The organism is Alishewanella agri BL06, from assembly GCF_000272005.1.
GTDB lineage: Bacteria > Pseudomonadota > Gammaproteobacteria > Enterobacterales > Alteromonadaceae > Alishewanella > Alishewanella agri.
This window is the reverse complement of sequence record NZ_AKKU01000011.1, coordinates 327,397-346,478: the sequence shown is the minus strand read 5'-3', so window position 1 is coordinate 346,478 and position 19,082 is coordinate 327,397. Positions and strand designations below refer to the sequence as shown.

The following is a 19,082-nucleotide window of genomic DNA, read 5'->3' as shown; positions in this document are numbered from 1 at the left end:
CAGTTATGCGCCAGAAACCATATCAAGTAAAGGGAGCCTGAAATGACCATTACCACCGTCGCTGATTTAATGACTGCCGATCCATTATCAGTAAAACGTGCCTCAACGCTAAAAGAAGCCCATGATTTAATGCGCGAAAAAAATATCCGCCATATTCCGGTTATTGAAGATAATGGCGAGTTAGTGGGGATGCTGACCCAAAAAGTGATGATTGCTGCGGTGATGAGCCTGCTCGCCAAATACGGTGCCAGCGCCCTGGAGCGTAAGGAAAAACAGCAGCTGGTTGCTGAATTAATGCTAACAGATTTTGCGACGGTGACACCGGAGCAAAGCCTGCAACAGGTCGCCAGTTTTTTTGTGCAAAACCGGCATGGTTGCCTGCCAGTGGTGAATAGTCAAAACAAGCTGCTGGGTATTTTGACGTCTTCAGACTTTGTCAGGTTAGCCGCTGAGCTGCTGCAGCGTAACTAAACTAAGCTAAACCGCAAACTGGTAAAGCCGCAAAGGTGAATGCATCCAGCCCCATCGCTGCTAACGGATTGCCGGTCGAAAAATAGTTGATACAAACATACATGAATGTTAATTTGTGGCGTTAGTTGTACAGTCGTGTAGTGGAAAGTCAATGGCCAGACCCTGTAAAGCGGATGCAGAACATACCCGCGATAAAATCTTAGATGCTGCGGAATGGATGTTTTTGCAGCACGGTTATGCCAAAACCTCACTGGAAATGATTGCCCGTGCCGGTGGCTTCACCCGTGGCGCCATCTATTGGCATTTTACCGATAAGGTCAGTGTGTTTAAAGCCATGTTACAGCGGGTAAAACTGCCGATGGAGCGGATGTTTGAACAAAAAATTGAGCAAGAAGCCGATCCGCTGCAGGCGTTATATCAGATGTGTCTGGCCAGCTTGCTGCAACTATTCGAAGACGAACGGCACTACCGGGTGCATGCGATCCTGTTAACCCGCTGCGAGCAGGTTGGGGAACTGGCTGATTTACATCAGCATAATTTGGATCTGCACCTACGCATTAAACAGCGTTGTGAGGGGCTCTTTCGCCAAGCCAGAAAGCTGGGGCTGGTGGCCGCTGACCTTAACGAACAACGCGCGGCACTGGCGTTAAAAGCCTATATGATGGGACTCTATCTGAGTATTCTGCGGGAGCCGGACGAATTGAACACTATCGATACTGCGCGACAGTTACTCGACGATTATTTTCAGCGTTTAGGCTGTAAAGTCGTGTAAAAACAAAAACCTCCGCTTAAGCGGAGGTTTTTATCAGCAAGGGCTTATTGCACGCCCATCTCTTGTAACAGATTGTCGGCTTTATCGACTTGCTGCATTTGCCACAGCATAAAGCGCAGGTCCACCTGAATCGAACGGGTGTTCGTCAGATTGAAATCCCAATCGGAAATAATTGAGTCCAGAGTCCCATCGAAGGCCAGACCAACAAATTCACCTTTGCTGTTCAGAATGGCTGAGCCCGAGTTACCGCCAGTGATATCGAGTGTCGCCAGATAGTTAACAGGCACCGAATTCAGCGCGGGTACGGCATAAGGACCGTAGTTCTTCGCTTTAATCGCCTCTAACTGATTTTGCGGCGCATTAAATTCCCCTTCACCGGTCGCTTTAGCAGTAATACCACGCAATGTCGTAAAGGCAGTCCAGGCATTACCGTCTTCGTTACCGTGCGCACGACCCGTTACGTTGCCATAAGTTACCCGTAAGGTGCTGTTGGCGTCCGGGTAAACGGCTTTGCCCTGAGACTGCATAAAGGCAATTTTGGCGCGCATATAGCTGGCATAGGCTTGCTGGATTTTACCAGCCAGCTCTTCCTGCTCAGCTTCGCGTTTCAGATCCGCTTTATACAGCGTGACTGCTGCTTTGATAAAGGCATCCTGTTTGCCAGCAAAGTCTTGCGGGCTGGCACTTAACAATGCCAACCGCTCGGCCTGGTCGGTCAGCTTAGTATTGGCATACCAGCTATCGATCAGCGCCACTAAGGCGGCTTCTGTCATATTATCCTGAATGCCCATCGCTTTATCGAAATCAGCATTACGCTGCTTTTTCGGCTGAGCAACATATTTTTTCAGGTTATGCAGGTCCATCGCTTTTTCAACCCGCACGTCAAAGGTGCGGTCCATGCCAGCCATAAAGGCCTGGAAGCGAGGTAAGTCACGTTGCTGGAAACCGGCTTTACGCTCAGCATCTGGCTTGGTGCTCTCGTTGGCCAGCCGGTACAGACTGCGGGCTGTGCCCAGCAAACGCGGTGCTGCATTGGCCAGTAAGAAGTTACTGCGACCTTCTGATTGCTGTTGCTCTAACAGCTTCTCGATCGCGGCTAAATCTTTGGCATAGGCCTGCTTGTTAGCTCGGTCGCTGTTAACCCAGTCTTTTAACGCCTGATGCTCGGCCTGTTTGCGCTGTAAAAAGTCACTTTCGGCATAGCTATCCAGCATACCCTGACGATTTTTCAGCACGTTATTTAATCCGGCGACGCGGCTGGCATATTTCAGCGCCGCATCGCGATCGTTAGCCGTTTCACGGCCAATAATCTCTAGCAGCTCGCCCAGATATTGCACCGTAGTGGGGTAGCTCCAATCGAAGGTATCGGCAACTTCTGACGGTAAACGATGGCGGTTGGTGCGACCGGGGTAGCCCAGCGCCATCACAAAATCACCCTCTTTTAAGCCGTCTTTCGCCAGTTTCAGGTGGAAATCCGGCGTATAAGGTACGTTATCTTTGTGGAAGTCGGCAGACTTACCATCCGGGCTGACATAGGCGCGCAGGAAGCTATAATCGCCGGTGTGGCGTGGCCACATCCAGTTGTCGGTGTCGCCACCGAATTTGCCAACGCCTTCAGCCGGCGCATGCACCAGACGCACATCTTTAATTTCCAGCTGTTTAATCAGGTAGTATTCCAGCGAGCCATAAAACGCGGCTACGGTACAACGGTGACCGGCATCCTGTTCACAGTCGGCAACGATGGCTTTCTGATTCGCTTCAATGGCATCGAGCCGCTTTTTACCGGTTAATTTCGCGGTTTTCGCATCGATAACGCGCTCCGTCACCTTATCTACGGCCTTGGTGACAAAGATCCGGCTACCCGGTGCTGCCGGCACTTCTTCAGCCAGCGTTTTGGCTAAAAAGCCGTTTTTCAGCAGGTCGTTTTCAGCCGTTGAGTTGTGCGCAATGCTGTTATAAACACAGTGGTGGTTAGTGGCAACCAGACCCTGTGGTGAAACAAAAGACGCTGAACAGCCGCCCAGGCTGACAATAGCCGCCATTGGGAATTCGGTGAGTTTGGTCAGGTTAGCCGGATCCAGTTCAAGACCAGCCGCTTTTAATTCCGAGGCAATTTCTGGCAATTGTTGTGGCATCCACATGCCTTCATCAGCCAACGCAAAACCGCTGGTCAAAGCCAGCACGAGCAGGGATTTTTTCATAGGAACTCTTATCAGGATATTGTTATTAGTACGCCAAACAGGCTGTCGCTATAGTCGGTTGGTGCTGTGACCTTGTCAAGGGGCGGACAAACCCTGTTACACTTCTTCCCGGCCAACGCCGGAGTTTATGGGGTGAATGGCGTGGTTGCCAGCGCTGAATCGGGGAGGTTAATGGCGTCACTCCAGCACACCTGAGTACCAGCTAGCTGTTTTGCCTGATACATCGCCTGGTCGGCGCGTTTCAGTAATTCGTCTGCGGTATCAGTCGCACCATGGTAAAGCGAGAGCCCTATGCTGCAATGACAATTGAAGACAGGTTGCTCCGGCGTTTCTAACATAAAGGGTTGAGCCAGCGCGCGGCGAATTTTCTCCAACAGTAGTTCCACTTGCTGTCTGGCCATTGTGGCATCTGGTTCAAGATCAACCAATAGCATAATAAATTCATCGCCGCCCAGGCGCGCGACGGTATCCGTTTGTCGTACCAGCTGCTGTAAACGTGAAGCAAAGGCAGTTAAAAGCGCATCGCCGGTTTTATGGCCGTACACATCATTAACCGGCTTAAAATTATCTAAATCTAAAAATAGCAGGGCGCCAAAGCGGTTGCTGCGGCGGCTGGAAGCCAGCGCTTGTTGCAGGCGTTCATCGAGCAAGCGGCGGTTCGCCAAACCGGTCAGTTCATCATAAAACGCCATGTGACGGATTTTCTCTGCAGAGTTAAAGCGACTAATGGCCAACTCAGCCAGATTACTGAAAACCTGCATTTTTTCAGTAAAGGTCTGATCGGGTTTAGCAGGTTGGCGCTGGTAAATACCAAAGGTGCCCAACACCCGTTGCCCGGCATCTTTAATTGGAATCGACCAACAGGAGCGAATGCTTGCCAAATCGACCAGTTCACGATAAGCCTGCCAGTTGGGGTGGGTGTACAGATCTTCGGCAATTAAAATCTCACCGCTATGCGCTGCAGCACCGCAGGAACCAGCCATCGGGCCGAGTTTTAAACCATCAACTGCTCTGTTATAAGCTTCAGGTAAGGACGGCGCTGCACCATGTTGTAGCCGGCCGGTTTTCTCATCCAACAACAACACCGAGCAAATTAACCCCGGATATTGTTGTTCAATCTGTAGTACCAACTGCTCCAGAATATAGGGTAGGGGCGCGCTCTGACTAATTAAACTGAGGATCTGATTCTGCATCTGCAGCTCAAGAGTGCGGCGTTTGACTTCCTGTTCAACCCGCTCCAATAGTTGCTGGCTTTGCGAATGGTTATAACTGAGTTCAGCTATCTGCTCTGCCATAGTACTGATTAAATCCAGCATGGGCTTAACTTTCTGTGCCGGAATAATCGGTATTCTAGCTATCGCATCCAGATAATCAGCCTGATCAAAGTCATTTTCTGCTGCCTGCTGCCGGAAATACGCCAAATCCGGTGGTTCCTGAAAAAACTGTCCGATAAACACATTCGCCAGATGGCGGCCGTTAATACGAATTGGCGCCGCACAGTCGGTTAAACCATTATGACAGCGGTAGACGGCTTGCTGTTGTTGTTGCAACAGCTGATTTGCTAATACTGTGTCACTTTGCAGACAATTATGCAGGGTGCCTGGTTGTTGGCGATGAAAATTTAAACAAGCATGTTGCCATTCGGAGGAGGCTAAGACTTTGCCCTGTAAATCGATCAGCGCTATGGTGACACCGAGTGCCTGTTGAAAGTTAGCAAAAATCGTATTCAGACGGGGTAAATCGAGCGAGCATGCAAAAGGATAGGAGGCCACAGTGTCTTCACCGGTGCTGAGATTCCACTTCGCAATCAGCGGCGCCGGAACAGCCTGATCTGATGCCTTGGGAGATTCAGAGTGTGACATGTTTTGCTGTGAACTACAGCCTCCGTTAATGACGGCGCTTAGCCTCAAAGCAGTCAGAGACAACCTCTGCGCCAGTTGAACTTTAGGTATAGCACAAAATCATTAGGGCGCCAGTACAGAACCGCGCCCTAACGCCAGTCTTTCTGGCTTGTTGACTTTGTTGCAGACAGTGCTGTGTCTAACGATGCCGTTGCTTTAAAATCGTAATCACATCGGCCAGCTCCAGCTGTTGGCTGCGTAGCAGTACCAGCAGATGGAACAGCAGATCAGCGGCTTCATTTTTCAGCTCTTCGCGATCACCAGCCATCGCTGCCAAAGCCGACTCGACGCCTTCTTCACCGACTTTCTGCGCGATACGTTTGACGCCTTTGGCAAATAAACTGGCGGTATAGCTGCTTTTCGGATCGGCGCCTTCGCGCGCTTTGATGACTTGCTCTAAGTCATATAAAAACGCCAGCTGTGGGCTATTAGCATCATTATCGTGCCAGCAGGTTTCGGTGCCAATGTGGCAGGTTGGCCCTTGCGGCAGGGCCAGTACTAACAGGCTGTCACTGTCACAATCGCTGTCGATGCTGACCAGCTGCAGGGTGTGACCCGAGCTTTCGCCTTTGGTCCACAGTCGCTGCTTGCTGCGGCTAAAGAAGGTGACATTGCCGCTTTGCAGCGTATGCTGCAGCGCATCCTGATTCATATAGCCTTGCATTAGCACCTTGCCGGAGATGGCATGTTGCACTATCGCCGGTAACAGTTGACTATCGGGCCAGCTAAGCTGGTTGATTTGCTCAGGATTCATTTACTTGTCTCGTATAGTTTGCTTATTGCTGAGCTCATAAATAGCTATTTATGAGCTCAGCATAAATGAGTGCTAACTCGCTTTTAAAGGAGCGAAGGCTACATCCAAAGTATCAAGCGACGAGACCTGACTGCTAAGCAGAGCGTCTTTGGCATGGATGCCAAAGAGGAGCCTACAGGGATGTATTCACGGCGTCTCTGCGTGTAGTCAGGTCTCAAAGCCACACAAATGCTCTGCACTCCGTTACCCGCTAAGACTCCGTACATTATGCTCGGGTTTTGCTGCTTCGTTCAAACGCTCAAGGCCGAATACTAATCCCATCCGCAATTAACTTCGCTTTTAGCTCGCTGATCTGAATAATGCCTTTATGAAACACACTGGCCGCCAGGGCGCCATCGACATCTGCGGTGCTAAACACCTCGGTAAAATGCTGCATAGTACCGGCGCCACCACTGGCAATCAGCGGTACCCGGCAGATATCGCGGATACTTTTTAGCTGTGCTAAATCATAACCTTGGCGCACGCCGTCCTGGTTCATACAGTTCAGCACAATTTCACCGGCACCTAAACGCTGTACCTCGGCGACCCAATCACGGGTTAGCCACTGGGTTTTTTGGGTGCGGCTCTCATCACCAGTAAACTGATACACCTGATACTGGCCCGAGGCGACATCAAAAAAACTGTCGATACCGACCACCACGCATTGCTGGCCAAAGGTCGCATTCAGCTCGGCAATCAGCTGTGGGTTGGCCAGGGCCGGGCTATTAATCGACACCTTATCGGCGCCCATTTCCAGAATTTTGCCGGCATCGGCAACCGACTTAATACCGCCTGCGACGCAAAACGGGATATCAATGACCTCGGCTATGCGCCGGACCCAGCTTTTATCGACCACCCGGCCATCACTGGAGGCGGTAATATCATAAAACACCAGCTCATCGGCACCGGCTTCGGCATAGCGCTGCGCCAGCGGCACGATATCGCCGATAATTTCATGGTTACGAAATTGTACGCCTTTGACCACCTTGCCATCGCGTACATCTAAACAGGGAATTAACCGTTTTGCCAGCATGCGATCGCCTCCTGCAGTGTAAATTTACCTTCCAACAGCGAGCGGCCTAAAATCACGCCGGCCACACCCGAACCAATCAGCGCCTGAATATCACTAAGCGCGCCAATACCGCCGGATGCCTGCCACGCCAGTTGCGGGTACTTGCTGCACAGCTCACGATATAAGGCGACATTAGAGCCGCTCAGGGTGCCGTCTTTACTGATGTCAGTGCATAGCACATGTTTAGCGCCGGCTGCGATATAGCCATCTAATACCTGTTCCAGGGTGACACCGGATGCTTCAATCCAGCCATGGCTGGGCAGGGTTTTTTCGCCTTTGGCATTAATGGCGACATCCAGCGCCAGTACGATCCGTTCACCGCCGTAAGTTTTGATCCAGCTTTGCACCAGTGCCGGTTCGCGAATGGCTAAGCTACCAATCACGACGCGGCTGGCACCGGCGGCCAGTAAGTCTTTTACGTCCTGCTCAGTACGCACACCGCCGCCGACCTGAATTTGCAGCGGCGACTGGGTCATCAATTCAGTTAACAAGCCAAGCTGGCGTTTGCTGGCATCTTTGGCACCGGATAAATCCACCACATGTAACAGCGGCGAGCCGGCTGCGGCGTAGCTGTCGCGCAGGCTAATGGGGCTAAACTCGTACTCGGTGGTTTTATCATAAGCGCCCTGATACAGGCGGACGACTTTGCCGTCGATTAAATCTATGGCCGGAATAATCACAGCTGCCACTCCAAAAAGTTTTGTAATAAACGCGCCCCAACTTTGCCCGAGCGCTCGGGGTGAAACTGGGCACCGGCGACATTGTCTTTACCAATTACCGCAGCAAAGTCAGAGCCATAATGACACTGCGCTAAGCTGTATTGGCTGGGTACCACCGCAAAGCTGTGTACAAAATACAGATAATCTTGCGCAGTAAAGCCCTTTAACAGCGGATGCTGGCTAATGCTATGCAAGGTATTCCAGCCCATATGCGGTAAGCGTAAACCGGCGGCGTTAAGCGGTGCCACTTCGCCGGGAATTAAACCCAAACAAGCCACATCGCCTTCCATACTATGGGCGGTCAGCAGTTGCATGCCCAGACAAATGCCCAGTACCGGCTGTTGTAAGCCTTGTAAGGTGCTGATTAAGTCACGCTCAGCCAGATTATGCATCGCCGCTTTAGCGGTACCGACGCCGGGTAAAATCACCCGCTCAGCCTGTTTGATAAGCTTTGCGTCAGCACTGATCACCGGCTCCACGCCAAGGCGTTTTACCGCAAAATACACCGAGCTGATATTGGCACAGCCAGTGTCGACAATAACCAGCTCAGCCATTACAGCACTCCTTTTGAGCTTGGCAGTGCTTCACCGCTAACGGTAATGGCCTGGCGCAGGGCGCGGCCAAAGGCTTTAAATAAGCCTTCCACCATATGGTGCTTATTGCCCGGCGTAATGCTCAGGTGTAGCGACATCGCCATCGCATCGCTCAGTGAGCGGAAAAAGTGCGGTACCATCTCAAGGTTCAAACCACCGACACTGCCTTCGCCCAGTTCGGCGTTAAAGACAAACAGCGGCCGGCCGGATAAATCCATTACGCATTCTGCCCGGCACTCGTCCATTGGCAGCACAAAGCCAAAACGGTTAATGCCACGCTTATTGCCCAGCGCCTGCTTTAATGCCTGACCCAGCGCCAGGGCGGTATCTTCCACGCTGTGATGATCGTCAATATGCAAATCGCCTTTTACCGCAACCTGCAACGAAAAGCCGCCATGAGTGGCAATTTGCTCCAGCATATGGTCAAAAAAGCCCACGCCGGTGTTAAAGCTGTTGTTGCCGCTGTTATCCAAATCAACCTTAACCTTGATATCGGTTTCGCGCGTTACCCGGCTTACCTCAGCTTTGCGGCCACGGCCTAAAATCTGTTTGGTAATGTCGGCCCAGCCCAAAGACTCACGGTTATATTGAAAAGACGGTAGCCCCATATTTTCGGCCAGCTGCACATCAGTTAGCCTATCGCCAATCACATAGGAATTGGTAAAGTCGATTTTGCCTTGCTGCAGATAGTCTTTTACCAGGCCAAGTTTCGGCTTGCGGCAGCTGCAGTTATCGCTGTCAAAGTGCGGGCAAATCAGCACATCGTCAAACTGGATCCCTTGCGAGGTTAATAGCTGCATCATTTTATTGTGCGGCGCGTCGAAGGTGTCGCGCGGAAAGCTGCTGGTACCCAGACCATCCTGATTGGTCACCATCACCAGTCGGTAACCGGCCGCTTGCAATTTTAACAAGGCCGGCACTAAACCTGGCTCATAAGCCAGTTTTTCCAGACTATCCAGTTGCTTGTCAATTGGCGGCTCTTCCACCATGGTGCCATCGCGGTCGATAAATAAAATAGGTTGGCCACTCATGCGCTTACTCTCTTATTCGCTGAAAAATAGTTAAGCATTGCCTGCTTAAGGCGCTGCATCTCATCCGGGTTGCCAATCGATACCCGCACCACCTGGCTTAAACCCAGCTGCGAGGATTGATTGCGGATCAGGATATCCTCGTTAATTAATGCGGCGACGCAGGCCGCGGCATCGGCTACCTGCAACAGCACATAGTTGGCATTGCTGGGCCAGACTTTTTGTACCCCCTCTAAGCCTTGGGCAAACTGGCAAAACTCCTGGCGCAGCTGATTAATGGTCGCCACGCTTTGCTGCATTTGAGCAATACCCGCCGGTGCTAAAGCCTGAGCGGCGATTTGCGCAACCGGCTCGGCGATAGGATAAGGCGCGATCAGCTTTTTCAGGGCATTAATTACCTCAGGGGCGGCCAGGGTAAAGCCACAGCGTAACCCGGCCAGGCCAAAGGCTTTGGACAGGGTACGCAGTATCACCAAATGCGGATAACGGCTTAAGAGTGGCACCACTGAAGCACTGGGCGCAAATTCAATATAGGCTTCATCGACGACAACCAGCGCCTTACCTTGGAACTGTTCCAGTACAGCGATAATTTGCTCGCGCGGGATCAGATCGCCGGTCGGGTTATTCGGGCTACAGATAAATACCAGCTTAGGCGTGGTGGCAAAGATACCGGCCAGATCCAGCTGCTCGTTATTCACCAGCAATACCTTGTTGACGGCGGTCTGGTTACTCTCGGCACTAATCGCATACATGCCATAAGTGGGTGGACAAATGGTAATGCTATCTTGTTTTGGTTCACAAAAGCTGCGGATCAGCAGCTCAATGCCCTCATCGGCACCCCGGCTGACCAGGACCTGCTCTGGCGCGACACCGGCATAGGGGGCATAGGCATCAATGACGGCTTTGGGCTGACAGGACGGATAACGGTTAAAAGTGCCATCCAGCTGATAGGCCGGTGCCAGAGCATTTTCATTGGCATTAAGCCAAACTGCACCGCCACTCATGCTGCTGCGGGCTGAGGCATAAGGCACTAAGTCCTGTACCAGTTGCCGGGCCAGATCGCTGACGCTGTTATTTTTGCTGTCTTTGGTGTTAGTGCTATTGATCGTATTTGTTGTGCTCATCATGCTGCTCTGCCTCAATTCTTGTCTTGTGCTGCGCTTTCTAAAGCCGCTAAGCGCAGCCGTACGGCGTTGGCATGCGCTTCTAAGCTCTCTGCCTCGGCCAGCGTAACAATCGCCGGGCCAATATTGCGCATGCCGGTTGCCGACAAGCGCTGCACTGTGTAGCGGCGGAAAAAATCACTCAGCGACAAGCTCGACACGGTACGGCTATAGCCATAGGTTGGCAGCACATGGTTGGTGCCGCTGGCATAGTCACCGGCCGACTCCGGCGTCCACTGACCGACAAAGATACTGGCGGCGCTGGTAAATTGCGCGGTTAAGGCTTCGGCATTGGCCGTTTGCACAATTAAGTGCTCCGGCGCATAGGCATTGGTCACGGCCACTGCCGTGGCCTGATCCGGCGTTAAAATAGCGCGGCTGTGCGCCAGTGCCTTGGCGGCAATCTCTTTACGTGGTAAGGCCGCCAGCTGTGCTGAGAGCTGCAACTCAACCTGATCGATCAGGCTCTGGCTATCGCTAACTAAAATGACCTGTGAATCCGGGCCATGTTCGGCTTGCGATAACAAGTCGGCGGCAATAAAGGCCGGATTTGCCAGCGCATCGGCCAGCACCAGCACTTCAGACGGGCCGGCAGGCATATCAATCATTGCACCACGCGGATCCTGACTTACCTGCTGCTTGGCTTCTGTCACATAACGATTGCCGGGGCCATAGATTTTATCTACTTTGGCAATCGTCTCAGTGCCATAGGCCAGCGCGGCGATCGCCTGGGCGCCGCCAATAGTATAGATCTCGGTAATACCACAGAGGTTAGCGGCATAGATAATTTCTGGTGCGATATCCGTCGCGGCCGGTTTGCCCGGCGGAGTGACCAGCACCGCACGCGGGCAAGCCGCTAATTGTGCCGGTACACCAAGCATCAGTACCGTGGAAGGTAACGGCGCGCTGCCGCCAGGAATATAGAGGCCAACACTTTGGATCGGCTGATTCTTTAGCTCACAAATCACGCCAGCGCTGGTTTCAACTTCGATGTCGCGCGGCAGCTGGGCGGCGTGAAACTTGCGGATATTGTCGTAGGCCAGTTCAATCGCAGCTTTGCGCTCCTGACTCAGCAGACTTAACAGCCGTTGTTGCTCATCGAGACTGAGCTTAATCGGGTTATTATCCAGTTTGTCAAAGCTGGCACTGTACGCCCGTAAGGCCGCATCACCTTCGCTTTGTACCTTGGCAATAATCTCGCGCACCTGGGGTGCCAGGGTTGCGGCATCCGGCAGCGCCGGGCGTGCTAATGCCTGTTGCTGTGCAGAAGAGTCTAACGTGGCCCAATCGATACGCTGCATGATGTTACTCCATCATCTTCTCAATCGGCAGCACCAGAATAGAGCTGGCGCCAAGCGCTTTTAACTGCTCCATGGTTTCCCAGAACAGGGTTTCGCTACTGACCACGTGAATGGCGACCACATCGTTATTCCCCGCCAGCGGTAACAGTGTTGGGTTTTCGGCGCCAGGTAACAGTGCAATCACTTCATCTAAGCGGGAGCGTGGTGCGTGCAGCATAATGTACTTGCTTTCATTTGCCTGCATCACGCCCTGAATGCGTGGCATCAGTTTTCTAATCAGTTTTAGCTGACCGGCATCTGTCAGACCTTTGCGCTGAATCAATACCGCTTTGCTGCGGTAAATCACTTCGGCCTCTTTTAAACCATTGGCTTCCAGCGTGGCGCCGGTAGAGACCAGGTCACAGATCGCATCGGCCAGGCCAGCACGCGGTGCCACTTCTACTGAGCCGGTGAGCATCACGATGCGGGCATTGACGCCTTGTTGTTTTAAAAAGCGTGCCAGTAAGCGCGGGTAAGTAGTGGCAATCGTTTTGCCATCGAGGCTTTGTACACCCTGGTAGTTTTCCTCTTGCGGTACCGCAATTGATAAGCGGCAGCCGCCGAAATCCAGTCGCGCCAGCACCTCATAGTCGAAGTTTTCCTGATCTAACTGGCGCTGTAGTGATACTTCTTCCAGCACGTTTTCGCCGATAATGCCCAGATCACAGACGCCATCCATCACTAAACCCGGAATATCGTCATCCCGTACCCGCAGAATATCAATCGGCATATTTTCGACATGGGCAATTAGGCGCTGTTCACGTAGGTTAATTTTTAAGCCACAGCTACTAAGCAGGGCTTGCGAGTCCACGGACAGCCGCCCGGATTTTTGCATCGCGATACGTAAACGTTTACTTTCAATGGCCGGACTCATACGTCACTCCTGATAGTCGAAAAATAAAAAACCTGAAAACAAAAAACCCCGTGGCACTGGCCTGCGGGGTTTGATATGACAGTATCCACCGGAGGCCTTAGCAATAGCCCTCCGCCTAAGCCGGAAGGCTAGGTGCTATGATGATGGTGCAGTGATACAGTGAACAGTGTCATGGGTTAATCCTGTACGTTAGATGCTATACAAGTTACTCCTGGCAAGCCTTGGTTGCAACTATTATTTTCAGTGGTAAATACGGCAATGTCTTTTAATTTGTTTATTAATCAGTGCTTTGTGTTTTTTTCGGCTTGTTTCGCATTAAAGTTTATCAGTGTTTAAAGTTCAAGACTGGCAACTAATTGCCTGTTTTGTGGTCAAGTTGTATAGGCAATATTGCTGATTAAAGTTTAGGCTAATGCAGCCGATAACAGTATGGTATTGCAACTTAACGCTTTGCGGCGGCCACGTTTTCAACACAGGCAGGAGGAATGATGGACGTTTTTATGCCCTTTATTCAACGCACCCCGGGAACCCCTGTCGAACAGGATCCACGGCAGGTGCTGCCTGTGTTTAAAGAAGCCCGGCTGGAGCCGCTAAAACGCAATGAGCAAAAGTTTTTAATTCTGCGCCGCTTTGCCAAAAAAGCGCCGTCAGATGACTATCCGCCAGCACCCTACACCACGCCAGAGGAAGAGCAGCACGTCGATAAAGATGGCCATGTGGATATTTTTATCTGATTTTTGGCGCTGACAAGGCATAATAGCCGGCAATTGCTTTGTATTTTGCTTCTTTCTTCGTCTGGTTGAAGCCTTATTACTATTCTGGAGCTGCTGTGCTGCGTTTTTGTGATGCCGTTACCCGAGGTACTGATGTCGGCTAAGGTCAAACATGCCTTTGCCGAACAGGGCACCCTGGCAAAACAGATCCCGGGCTTTAAGCCGCGTGCGGCGCAGCTGGAGATGGCACAGGCCGTAGCAGAAAGTATCTCGGCCAATGGTGTTTTGGTGGTGGAAGCGGGTACCGGTACCGGTAAAACTTACGCCTATCTGGTGCCGGCACTGCTGTCTGGTAAAAAGGTGATTTTATCAACCGGCACCAAAAACCTGCAGGAGCAGCTGTACTTTCGCGATCTGCCAACGGTATTACAGGCGCTGGCCCTGCCGGTAAAGACTGCGCTGTTAAAAGGGCGGTCAAATTATTTATGTCTGTTTCGCTTAGAGCAGCATTATCAACATATCCCTAGTGCTGATCCTGAGCTGATTAATGACCTAAGCCTGATCAAAAAATGGGCCGCGGAAACGCAAAGCGGTGATATCGGTGAGCTCAGTTATATCGCCGAAGACTCGCGGGCGCTGCCTTATGTCACCAGTACCACCGATAACTGCCTGGGTAAAGACTGCCCGGTGTATGAAGACTGCCATCTGCTAAAGGCGCGCAAAGAGGCGCAAGCGGCTGATCTGGTGGTCGTCAATCATCATTTATTTTTTGCCGATCTGGCGCTGAAAGATACCGGCTTTGGTGAGCTGTTACCTGACATGGAAGTGGTGATCTTCGACGAAGCGCATCAGATCCCGGATATCGCCAGCGATTATTTTGGTGAGCATTTCTCCAGCCGGGTGTTGCTGGATCTGTGTAAAGACTTAGAGCAAATCGGCAAAACTGAACTGAAAGATCTGATCCAGCTAAGTAAAGCCGCCGATAAACTCTCCAGCCTGACCCGCGACTGGCGGTTGCAGTTTGCTGCCGATCCGGCGCGTGGCAACTGGCGGCAGGCCTATCAGCAAACTAGCATGCAAACGGCAGTGATCCGTATTAATGATGCGCTGGAGATGCTGTATCAGATTGTAAAAAGCAGTCTTGGACGCTGTCAGGCGCTGGATAACTGCTATGAGCGGCTGGCGCAGCTGAAAAGTCAGTTACCGAAGTTGCTGCAAACCGAACAAAGCGGCGTCAGTCTGTGGTTTGAAACCAGCCGCTTGCACGTGACGCTGCATTTAACGCCGCTGAGTATTGCCGATAAATTTCAAAAACTGGTATTTGCCGCTGAACGCAGCTGGATCTTCACCTCGGCCACGTTGTCAGTAGATGAGGGCTTTGCCCATTATCAACAGCAAATGGGCCTTAATGGTGCCCGTACACTGTTGCTGGAAAGCCCTTTTGACTATGCGCAGCAGGCACTGCTCTGTGTGCCACGGTTTTTACCCGAGCCCCATGAGCCGGCGATGGCGCATGCTTTGCTCAGTTTAGCTGTTCAGCTGATCCAGGCGAATAATGGCCGCTGTTTCTTTCTGTTTACCAGCCATCGAATGTTGCAGTGGATGGCGGGCGCCTTGCCGGAGCAGATCCGCCAGCCGGTGCTGGTGCAGGGCAGCACCGGTAAACGTTTGCTATTAGAGCAGTTTGTGCAGCTGGAAAATGCGGTGTTATTGGGTACCGGCAGTTTCTGGGAAGGGGTGGATGTCCGGGGCGATACCTTAAGCTGTGTCATTATCGATAAGCTGCCCTTCGCTTCGCCGGACGATCCCTTGCTGCAGGCACGCAGTGAAGACTGTACAATGCGCGGCAAAGATCCGTTCGCCGAGGTCCAGTTACCCCAGGCGGTGATTACGTTAAAGCAGGGCGTCGGGCGGCTAATTCGCGATGTCAGCGACCGCGGTGTGCTGGTGATCTGTGATAACCGGCTGGTGACTAAGCCCTATGGCGCTACGTTTTTAAAGAGCCTGCCACCGATGCGCCGCAGCCGCGATCTGGCTGAGGCCTGTCAGTTTTTACATGCTATGCAACAGGATAAATGATGAAGTTTTTAGCCCTGGATACCTCTACCGAAGCCTGCTCAGTCGCTTTAGCTCTGGATGGCCAGATCTTAGCGCTGGATGAAGTTTGCCCGCAGCAACACAGCAAACGCATTTTACCGATGGTACAGCAGCTGTTAGCTGATGCTGGCATCAGCCTTCATCAGTTAGACGGTATTATCTTTGGTCGTGGCCCCGGCAGTTTTACCGGTGTCAGGATTGGCGTGTCCGTCGCCCAGGGCCTGGCTTTTGGCGCAGATTTGCCGGTATTTGGGGTGTCAACCCTGGCTGCGATGGCACAGGCGGCGGCAGTACAGCAAAACGCCACAGAGGTGATTGCCGCTATTGATGCCAGAATGGCGGAAGTGTATATCGCCGCTTTCACTTTAGATGAAGCAGGTTTAATGCAAGCGATAACGCCGGAAATCGCGGCTAAGCCGGCCGCTTTACCTGAGGTTTTGACCTCACTGTCTTTTACCTCACGGGTGTTGGGGGTGGGTACCGGTTGGCAAACTTATTCGCAGGCACTACAGCAGCTGGCGCCAGCGCTGATTGCTGATTCGATTCTGTACCCGTCAGCGCAGTTTATGCTGCCTTTTGCCAGCCGAGCCTGGCAGCAACAGTTATTTGTCAGCGCCGAGCAGGCCGAGCCGGTCTACGTACGCGATGAAGTCACCTGGCAAAAACTTCCCGGCCGCTAACTTATCCACACGTCTCCGGTACCGGACGGACCTCCGAGGTCCTACCGGTACCACGTGAGCAACAATAGTGCTGTGGATAAATATTAGTGGTAACTTTCGCGGTTCCTTGTCTATAATTAGCGCAATTCTTCTAGTTAGCGGCTTATATGAGCATTAACGCCAGCAATAATATCAATGCCAGCAGTTTGCTAAACCCGGCGACGAATCGTCCGCAACCGGTGCGGCAAACTACGCCTGAGCGCCAAGCTGCAGAGGCGCAAAGCACGCAGCAAGCGGCAGGGATCCGCGTGGAGCGGGCAGTGATTGAGCGTTTGGATAATGAACGTGAGGCTGAGCGCAATCGGCAAAACTTTCGCGATAGCAGCGAACCCCGGAATGAACGGGCGATAGCCGCTTACCAAAGCCTGCAAAATGAACAGCGTCGCAGTGAAGTACAAGCGATGCTGGGTGTTGATCTCTACGCCTAACTTTTGTCTTCTGGCTAATTTTTGAAATAGCCATCAATATCCATTTCTTGATGTGGTACGCCGATTACATCAATACAACGGCCACTAATCTGAAATTAGCTGGTCGACGCTAAAGTCCTCAACAAACTGTCCCTCTCTGGCTTGCAAGGCACCCTGAGCTAAATGTGCACGTAAGGCTTCAAGTTTTGCCTTACGTTCTTCAAGCGTTCTCAATGCATCACGCACCACTTCACTGGCCGAACCGTAGCGACCGGTTGCAATTTCCTTCCTGATAAAGGTTTCCCAATGCTCGCCCAAACTCAAACTTGTCGTTGCCATATAAGGCCTCTCGTATTCATAAATGATAATAATGAATATAATCTTGAAGTGTATAAATGACAAGCAGCCTGACTATTTTCAATTGTTTTGCGTTAAAGCCCCACTGAACTGTTCGCTATACTTTACGTATAAGCTCCAACTGCAATGGAGTATTTATGACCTCAACGATTTTAATTACCGGTGCCAGCTCTGGCATTGGCCGCGAAACCGCACTGCATTATGCCCGTAATGGCTGGACGGTATATGCGGTGGCGCGCTCTGCGGATAAGTTAGCAGAACTTTCAGCCGAGGTGCCGCAGCGTATTGTGCCGGTAAGTTTGGATCTGACCGATAGCGCAGCCTTAACCAGCTGGTTTGCCAAGCTGCCGGCTGAGTTGCGTTTCGATGTGGTGCTGCTTAACGCCGGTAACTGCGAATATGTAGAGGCGACTAACCTTGATATCAGCGCTTTTGAGCGGACTTTTGAGCTCAATGTGCTGGCTGTGGTGCGGGCGGTAAAAGAGGCACTGCCACGGCTTAGCGCCGGCAGTACATTAGCCATCGTCAGTTCGATGGCGCATTTCTTCCCGTTTACCCGGGCTGAAGCCTATGGCGCCAGCAAAGCCGCTATTAGCTATTTCGCCGATAGCTTAAGGGTAGATTTGCATGATACCGGAATTAAGGTTTGCTTGATTGAACCGGGCTTTATCGATACGCCACTTACCCAAAAAAATGACTTTGCGATGCCGTTTTTAATGCCGGTCGCTCAGGCTGCAGAGCGCATCTACTCCGGTATAGCTGCGGGCAAACCGCGGCTACGTTTCCCGAGACGTTTAAGCCTGATGCTGAAGCTTTTAAGTGCTTTGCCTTACGGCCTGCGGATTAAATTGGCGAACCGGATGAAACAACAATGAGTGCCGCCGTGTCTAAGCTTAACTGGCGGGCCATTATCGGCTTTGAGTTGTGCTGGTTTTTGCTGGTGTATTTCCAGCAACTGGCGTTTTGGCCGGTACTGGCGTATTTGCTTTATGGTTTGTGGCGTCTTGTTGGCACGCGGCGACGGCTGGCTGTTGTGATTATTGCGCTACTGGGTATCGCGATTGACTCAGCATTGATCCAGCTGGATATTTTAAGTTTTGCCCTGCGCGACAGCTTGCCACTGTGGTTCTGGTTGCTGTGGGGTGTTTTTGCACTGGCAGTGGTGGAGTTGTTAGCCGATTTTCTACAAAAGCCCTGGTTAGCTTTTGTATTGGGCGCTACGGGCGGGCCTTTGTCTTATATCGGCGGTGCAGCCCTGAGTGGCGGAGTGCTCAGTTTCCCGGCGGGTTACGTGTCTTATGGCGTATTAGCACTGATTTGGGGCGGTCTGGCCGTCCTTTATGGTCAAAGCAGGAGGTTTTATGTTTAGAGTATCAGCATTTGCATTATTGCTGGGACTGGCAATGCCGGCTGCGGCCTTACCGGATCTCACTACAGTAGGCGAGGGTAGCTATCGCTACTTATTCTGGCAGCTGTACGATGCGAGGCTGGCGACGGCCGATGGCCGTTTTGTCGATTACCAGCAAAGTACCCCCTTATTACTGGAGCTCACCTATAAGCGCAAAATCAGCCGCGATCAGTTTATTAAAGCCACCGTTGATGAGTGGAAGAAGCTAGGCCAAAGTAGTGCCGAGCAACAGCAAAAGTGGGCAGAACAGTTAAAAAGTCTATGGCAGGATGTCGACAAAGGCGACCGTTTGGCAGCGGTATTGCTGGCAGATAACGGCGTTGAGTTCTATATGAATGGAGAGAGTACCGGCGTATTGGCAGATCCAGAATTTGGGCCGGCATTTTTTAATATCTGGTTGCACCAAAATACCAGTGCGCCCGAATTACGGGCGCAGCTGATTGCCAGCGAGTAA

20 protein-coding genes are annotated in these 19,082 nt (G+C 51.8%); 9 read left to right on the top strand and 11 right to left on the bottom strand.

Annotation, left to right across the window (positions count from 1 at the left end; translation table 11 throughout):
* Window positions 1-42: 42 nt before the first annotated feature.
* Both AGRI_RS06120 and AGRI_RS06115 read left to right on the top strand, forming a co-directional pair.
* The gene (locus AGRI_RS06120) at window positions 43-471 is read left to right on the top strand and encodes a CBS domain-containing protein (protein ID WP_008984117.1); all 429 of its coding nucleotides are present in this window, start codon (window positions 43-45) and stop codon (window positions 469-471) included.
* 151 nt (window positions 472-622) lie between these two features.
* Window positions 623-1,243 carry a TetR family transcriptional regulator gene (locus AGRI_RS06115; RefSeq protein WP_008984116.1) on the top strand — a complete coding sequence of 207 codons (621 nt, stop codon included), beginning with the start codon at window positions 623-625 and terminating at the stop codon, window positions 1,241-1,243.
* Between the two features lie 44 nt (window positions 1,244-1,287).
* On the opposite strand, the gene AGRI_RS06110 is transcribed toward AGRI_RS06115, so the two are convergent.
* From AGRI_RS06110 to hisG, 10 genes are all read right to left on the bottom strand, one after another.
* Complete coding sequence (locus AGRI_RS06110) at window positions 1,288-3,444, bottom strand: S46 family peptidase (protein WP_008984115.1); 2,157 nt, start codon at window positions 3,442-3,444, stop codon at window positions 1,288-1,290.
* Between the two features lie 125 nt (window positions 3,445-3,569).
* On the bottom strand, window positions 3,570-5,306 hold the full coding sequence (locus AGRI_RS06105) for a PocR ligand-binding domain-containing protein (protein ID WP_008984114.1): 1,737 nt from the start codon (window positions 5,304-5,306) through the stop codon (window positions 3,570-3,572).
* 178 nt (window positions 5,307-5,484) lie between these two features.
* The gene (hisIE, locus tag AGRI_RS06100; RefSeq protein ID WP_008984113.1) at window positions 5,485-6,099 is read right to left on the bottom strand and encodes a bifunctional phosphoribosyl-AMP cyclohydrolase/phosphoribosyl-ATP diphosphatase HisIE; all 615 of its coding nucleotides are present in this window, start codon (window positions 6,097-6,099) and stop codon (window positions 5,485-5,487) included.
* 298 nt (window positions 6,100-6,397) lie between these two features.
* Window positions 6,398-7,171: an imidazole glycerol phosphate synthase subunit HisF gene (hisF, locus tag AGRI_RS06095; RefSeq protein WP_008951516.1), complete on the bottom strand. Its 774-nt coding sequence runs from the start codon at window positions 7,169-7,171 to the stop codon at window positions 6,398-6,400.
* A complete protein-coding gene (gene hisA, locus AGRI_RS06090) occupies window positions 7,153-7,890 on the bottom strand; it encodes a 1-(5-phosphoribosyl)-5-[(5-phosphoribosylamino)methylideneamino]imidazole-4-carboxamide isomerase (RefSeq protein WP_008984112.1) in 738 nt (245 codons plus the stop codon). The genes hisF and hisA overlap by 19 nt, the downstream gene beginning before the upstream one ends.
* Window positions 7,887-8,483 (bottom strand): imidazole glycerol phosphate synthase subunit HisH, encoded by a 597-nt coding sequence (gene hisH, locus AGRI_RS06085; RefSeq protein WP_008984111.1) that lies wholly within the window; start codon window positions 8,481-8,483, stop codon window positions 7,887-7,889. The genes hisA and hisH overlap by 4 nt, the downstream gene beginning before the upstream one ends.
* Window positions 8,483-9,553 (bottom strand): bifunctional histidinol-phosphatase/imidazoleglycerol-phosphate dehydratase HisB, encoded by a 1,071-nt coding sequence (gene hisB, locus AGRI_RS06080; RefSeq protein ID WP_008984110.1) that lies wholly within the window; start codon window positions 9,551-9,553, stop codon window positions 8,483-8,485. The genes hisH and hisB overlap by 1 nt, the downstream gene beginning before the upstream one ends.
* Window positions 9,550-10,674 carry a histidinol-phosphate transaminase gene (gene hisC, locus AGRI_RS06075; protein ID WP_008984109.1) on the bottom strand — a complete coding sequence of 375 codons (1,125 nt, stop codon included), beginning with the start codon at window positions 10,672-10,674 and terminating at the stop codon, window positions 9,550-9,552. The genes hisB and hisC overlap by 4 nt, the downstream gene beginning before the upstream one ends.
* 14 nt (window positions 10,675-10,688) lie before the next feature.
* Complete coding sequence (gene hisD / locus AGRI_RS06070; protein ID WP_008984108.1) at window positions 10,689-12,014, bottom strand: histidinol dehydrogenase; 1,326 nt, start codon at window positions 12,012-12,014, stop codon at window positions 10,689-10,691.
* A 4-nt stretch (window positions 12,015-12,018) separates the two neighbouring features.
* Window positions 12,019-12,927, bottom strand: coding sequence for an ATP phosphoribosyltransferase (hisG, locus tag AGRI_RS06065; protein WP_008607636.1), 909 nt, complete (start codon window positions 12,925-12,927; stop codon window positions 12,019-12,021).
* A gap of 488 nt (window positions 12,928-13,415) precedes the next feature.
* Between hisG and AGRI_RS06060 the strand changes: the two genes are divergently transcribed.
* The 4 genes from AGRI_RS06060 (at window position 13,416) to AGRI_RS06045 (ending at window position 16,884) form a co-directional block, all read left to right on the top strand.
* Window positions 13,416-13,661, top strand: a complete 246-nt coding sequence (locus AGRI_RS06060; RefSeq protein ID WP_008607638.1) for a hypothetical protein — start codon at window positions 13,416-13,418, stop codon at window positions 13,659-13,661.
* Window positions 13,662-13,772: 111 nt separating this feature from the next.
* Window positions 13,773-15,719 carry a DNA repair helicase YoaA gene (locus tag AGRI_RS06055; protein ID WP_008984107.1) on the top strand — a complete coding sequence of 649 codons (1,947 nt, stop codon included), beginning with the start codon at window positions 13,773-13,775 and terminating at the stop codon, window positions 15,717-15,719.
* Window positions 15,719-16,417, top strand: a complete 699-nt coding sequence (gene tsaB, locus AGRI_RS06050; RefSeq protein WP_008984106.1) for a tRNA (adenosine(37)-N6)-threonylcarbamoyltransferase complex dimerization subunit type 1 TsaB — start codon at window positions 15,719-15,721, stop codon at window positions 16,415-16,417. The genes AGRI_RS06055 and tsaB overlap by 1 nt, the downstream gene beginning before the upstream one ends.
* A 146-nt stretch (window positions 16,418-16,563) precedes the next feature.
* Complete coding sequence (locus tag AGRI_RS06045; RefSeq protein ID WP_008607646.1) at window positions 16,564-16,884, top strand: hypothetical protein; 321 nt, start codon at window positions 16,564-16,566, stop codon at window positions 16,882-16,884.
* An 84-nt stretch (window positions 16,885-16,968) separates the two neighbouring features.
* Here the strand turns inward: AGRI_RS06045 and AGRI_RS06040 are convergent, their stop codons facing one another.
* Entirely contained in the window at window positions 16,969-17,202 is a 234-nt protein-coding gene (locus AGRI_RS06040) for a type II toxin-antitoxin system ParD family antitoxin (protein ID WP_008984105.1), read from the bottom strand.
* A gap of 155 nt (window positions 17,203-17,357) precedes the next feature.
* Here AGRI_RS06040 and AGRI_RS06035 point away from each other — a divergent pair, with 155 nt between their 5' ends.
* The 3 genes from AGRI_RS06035 to AGRI_RS06025 are packed head-to-tail and all read left to right on the top strand — an operon-like array spanning window position 17,358 to window position 19,082.
* A complete protein-coding gene (locus AGRI_RS06035) occupies window positions 17,358-18,095 on the top strand; it encodes an SDR family NAD(P)-dependent oxidoreductase (RefSeq protein WP_008984104.1) in 738 nt (245 codons plus the stop codon).
* Complete coding sequence (locus AGRI_RS06030) at window positions 18,092-18,589, top strand: DUF2878 domain-containing protein (RefSeq protein ID WP_008984103.1); 498 nt, start codon at window positions 18,092-18,094, stop codon at window positions 18,587-18,589. The genes AGRI_RS06035 and AGRI_RS06030 overlap by 4 nt, the downstream gene beginning before the upstream one ends.
* On the top strand, window positions 18,582-19,082 hold the full coding sequence (locus tag AGRI_RS06025) for a chalcone isomerase family protein (protein WP_008984102.1): 501 nt from the start codon (window positions 18,582-18,584) through the stop codon (window positions 19,080-19,082). The genes AGRI_RS06030 and AGRI_RS06025 overlap by 8 nt, the downstream gene beginning before the upstream one ends.

Bases quoted from the DNA above. Each gene is read 5' to 3' on its own strand.
- AGRI_RS06120 (WP_008984117.1), top strand. From the start codon at position 43: ATGACCATTACCACCGTCGCTGATTTAATGACTGCCGATCCATTATCA.
- AGRI_RS06115 (WP_008984116.1), top strand. From the start codon at position 623: ATGGCCAGACCCTGTAAAGCGGATGCAGAACATACCCGCGATAAAATC.
- AGRI_RS06110 (WP_008984115.1), bottom strand. From the start codon at position 3,444: ATGAAAAAATCCCTGCTCGTGCTGGCTTTGACCAGCGGTTTTGCGTTG.
- AGRI_RS06105 (WP_008984114.1), bottom strand. From the start codon at position 5,306: ATGTCACACTCTGAATCTCCCAAGGCATCAGATCAGGCTGTTCCGGCG.
- hisIE (WP_008984113.1), bottom strand. From the start codon at position 6,099: ATGAATCCTGAGCAAATCAACCAGCTTAGCTGGCCCGATAGTCAACTG.
- hisF (WP_008951516.1), bottom strand. From the start codon at position 7,171: ATGCTGGCAAAACGGTTAATTCCCTGTTTAGATGTACGCGATGGCAAG.
- hisH (WP_008984111.1), bottom strand. From the start codon at position 8,483: ATGGCTGAGCTGGTTATTGTCGACACTGGCTGTGCCAATATCAGCTCG.
- hisB (WP_008984110.1), bottom strand. From the start codon at position 9,553: ATGAGTGGCCAACCTATTTTATTTATCGACCGCGATGGCACCATGGTG.
- hisC (WP_008984109.1), bottom strand. From the start codon at position 10,674: ATGAGCACAACAAATACGATCAATAGCACTAACACCAAAGACAGCAAA.
- hisD (WP_008984108.1), bottom strand. From the start codon at position 12,014: ATGCAGCGTATCGATTGGGCCACGTTAGACTCTTCTGCACAGCAACAG.
- hisG (WP_008607636.1), bottom strand. From the start codon at position 12,927: ATGAGTCCGGCCATTGAAAGTAAACGTTTACGTATCGCGATGCAAAAA.
- AGRI_RS06060 (WP_008607638.1), top strand. From the start codon at position 13,416: ATGGACGTTTTTATGCCCTTTATTCAACGCACCCCGGGAACCCCTGTC.
- AGRI_RS06055 (WP_008984107.1), top strand. From the start codon at position 13,773: ATGCCGTTACCCGAGGTACTGATGTCGGCTAAGGTCAAACATGCCTTT.
- tsaB (WP_008984106.1), top strand. From the start codon at position 15,719: ATGAAGTTTTTAGCCCTGGATACCTCTACCGAAGCCTGCTCAGTCGCT.
- AGRI_RS06045 (WP_008607646.1), top strand. From the start codon at position 16,564: ATGAGCATTAACGCCAGCAATAATATCAATGCCAGCAGTTTGCTAAAC.
- AGRI_RS06040 (WP_008984105.1), bottom strand. From the start codon at position 17,202: ATGGCAACGACAAGTTTGAGTTTGGGCGAGCATTGGGAAACCTTTATC.
- AGRI_RS06035 (WP_008984104.1), top strand. From the start codon at position 17,358: ATGACCTCAACGATTTTAATTACCGGTGCCAGCTCTGGCATTGGCCGC.
- AGRI_RS06030 (WP_008984103.1), top strand. From the start codon at position 18,092: ATGAGTGCCGCCGTGTCTAAGCTTAACTGGCGGGCCATTATCGGCTTT.
- AGRI_RS06025 (WP_008984102.1), top strand. From the start codon at position 18,582: ATGTTTAGAGTATCAGCATTTGCATTATTGCTGGGACTGGCAATGCCG.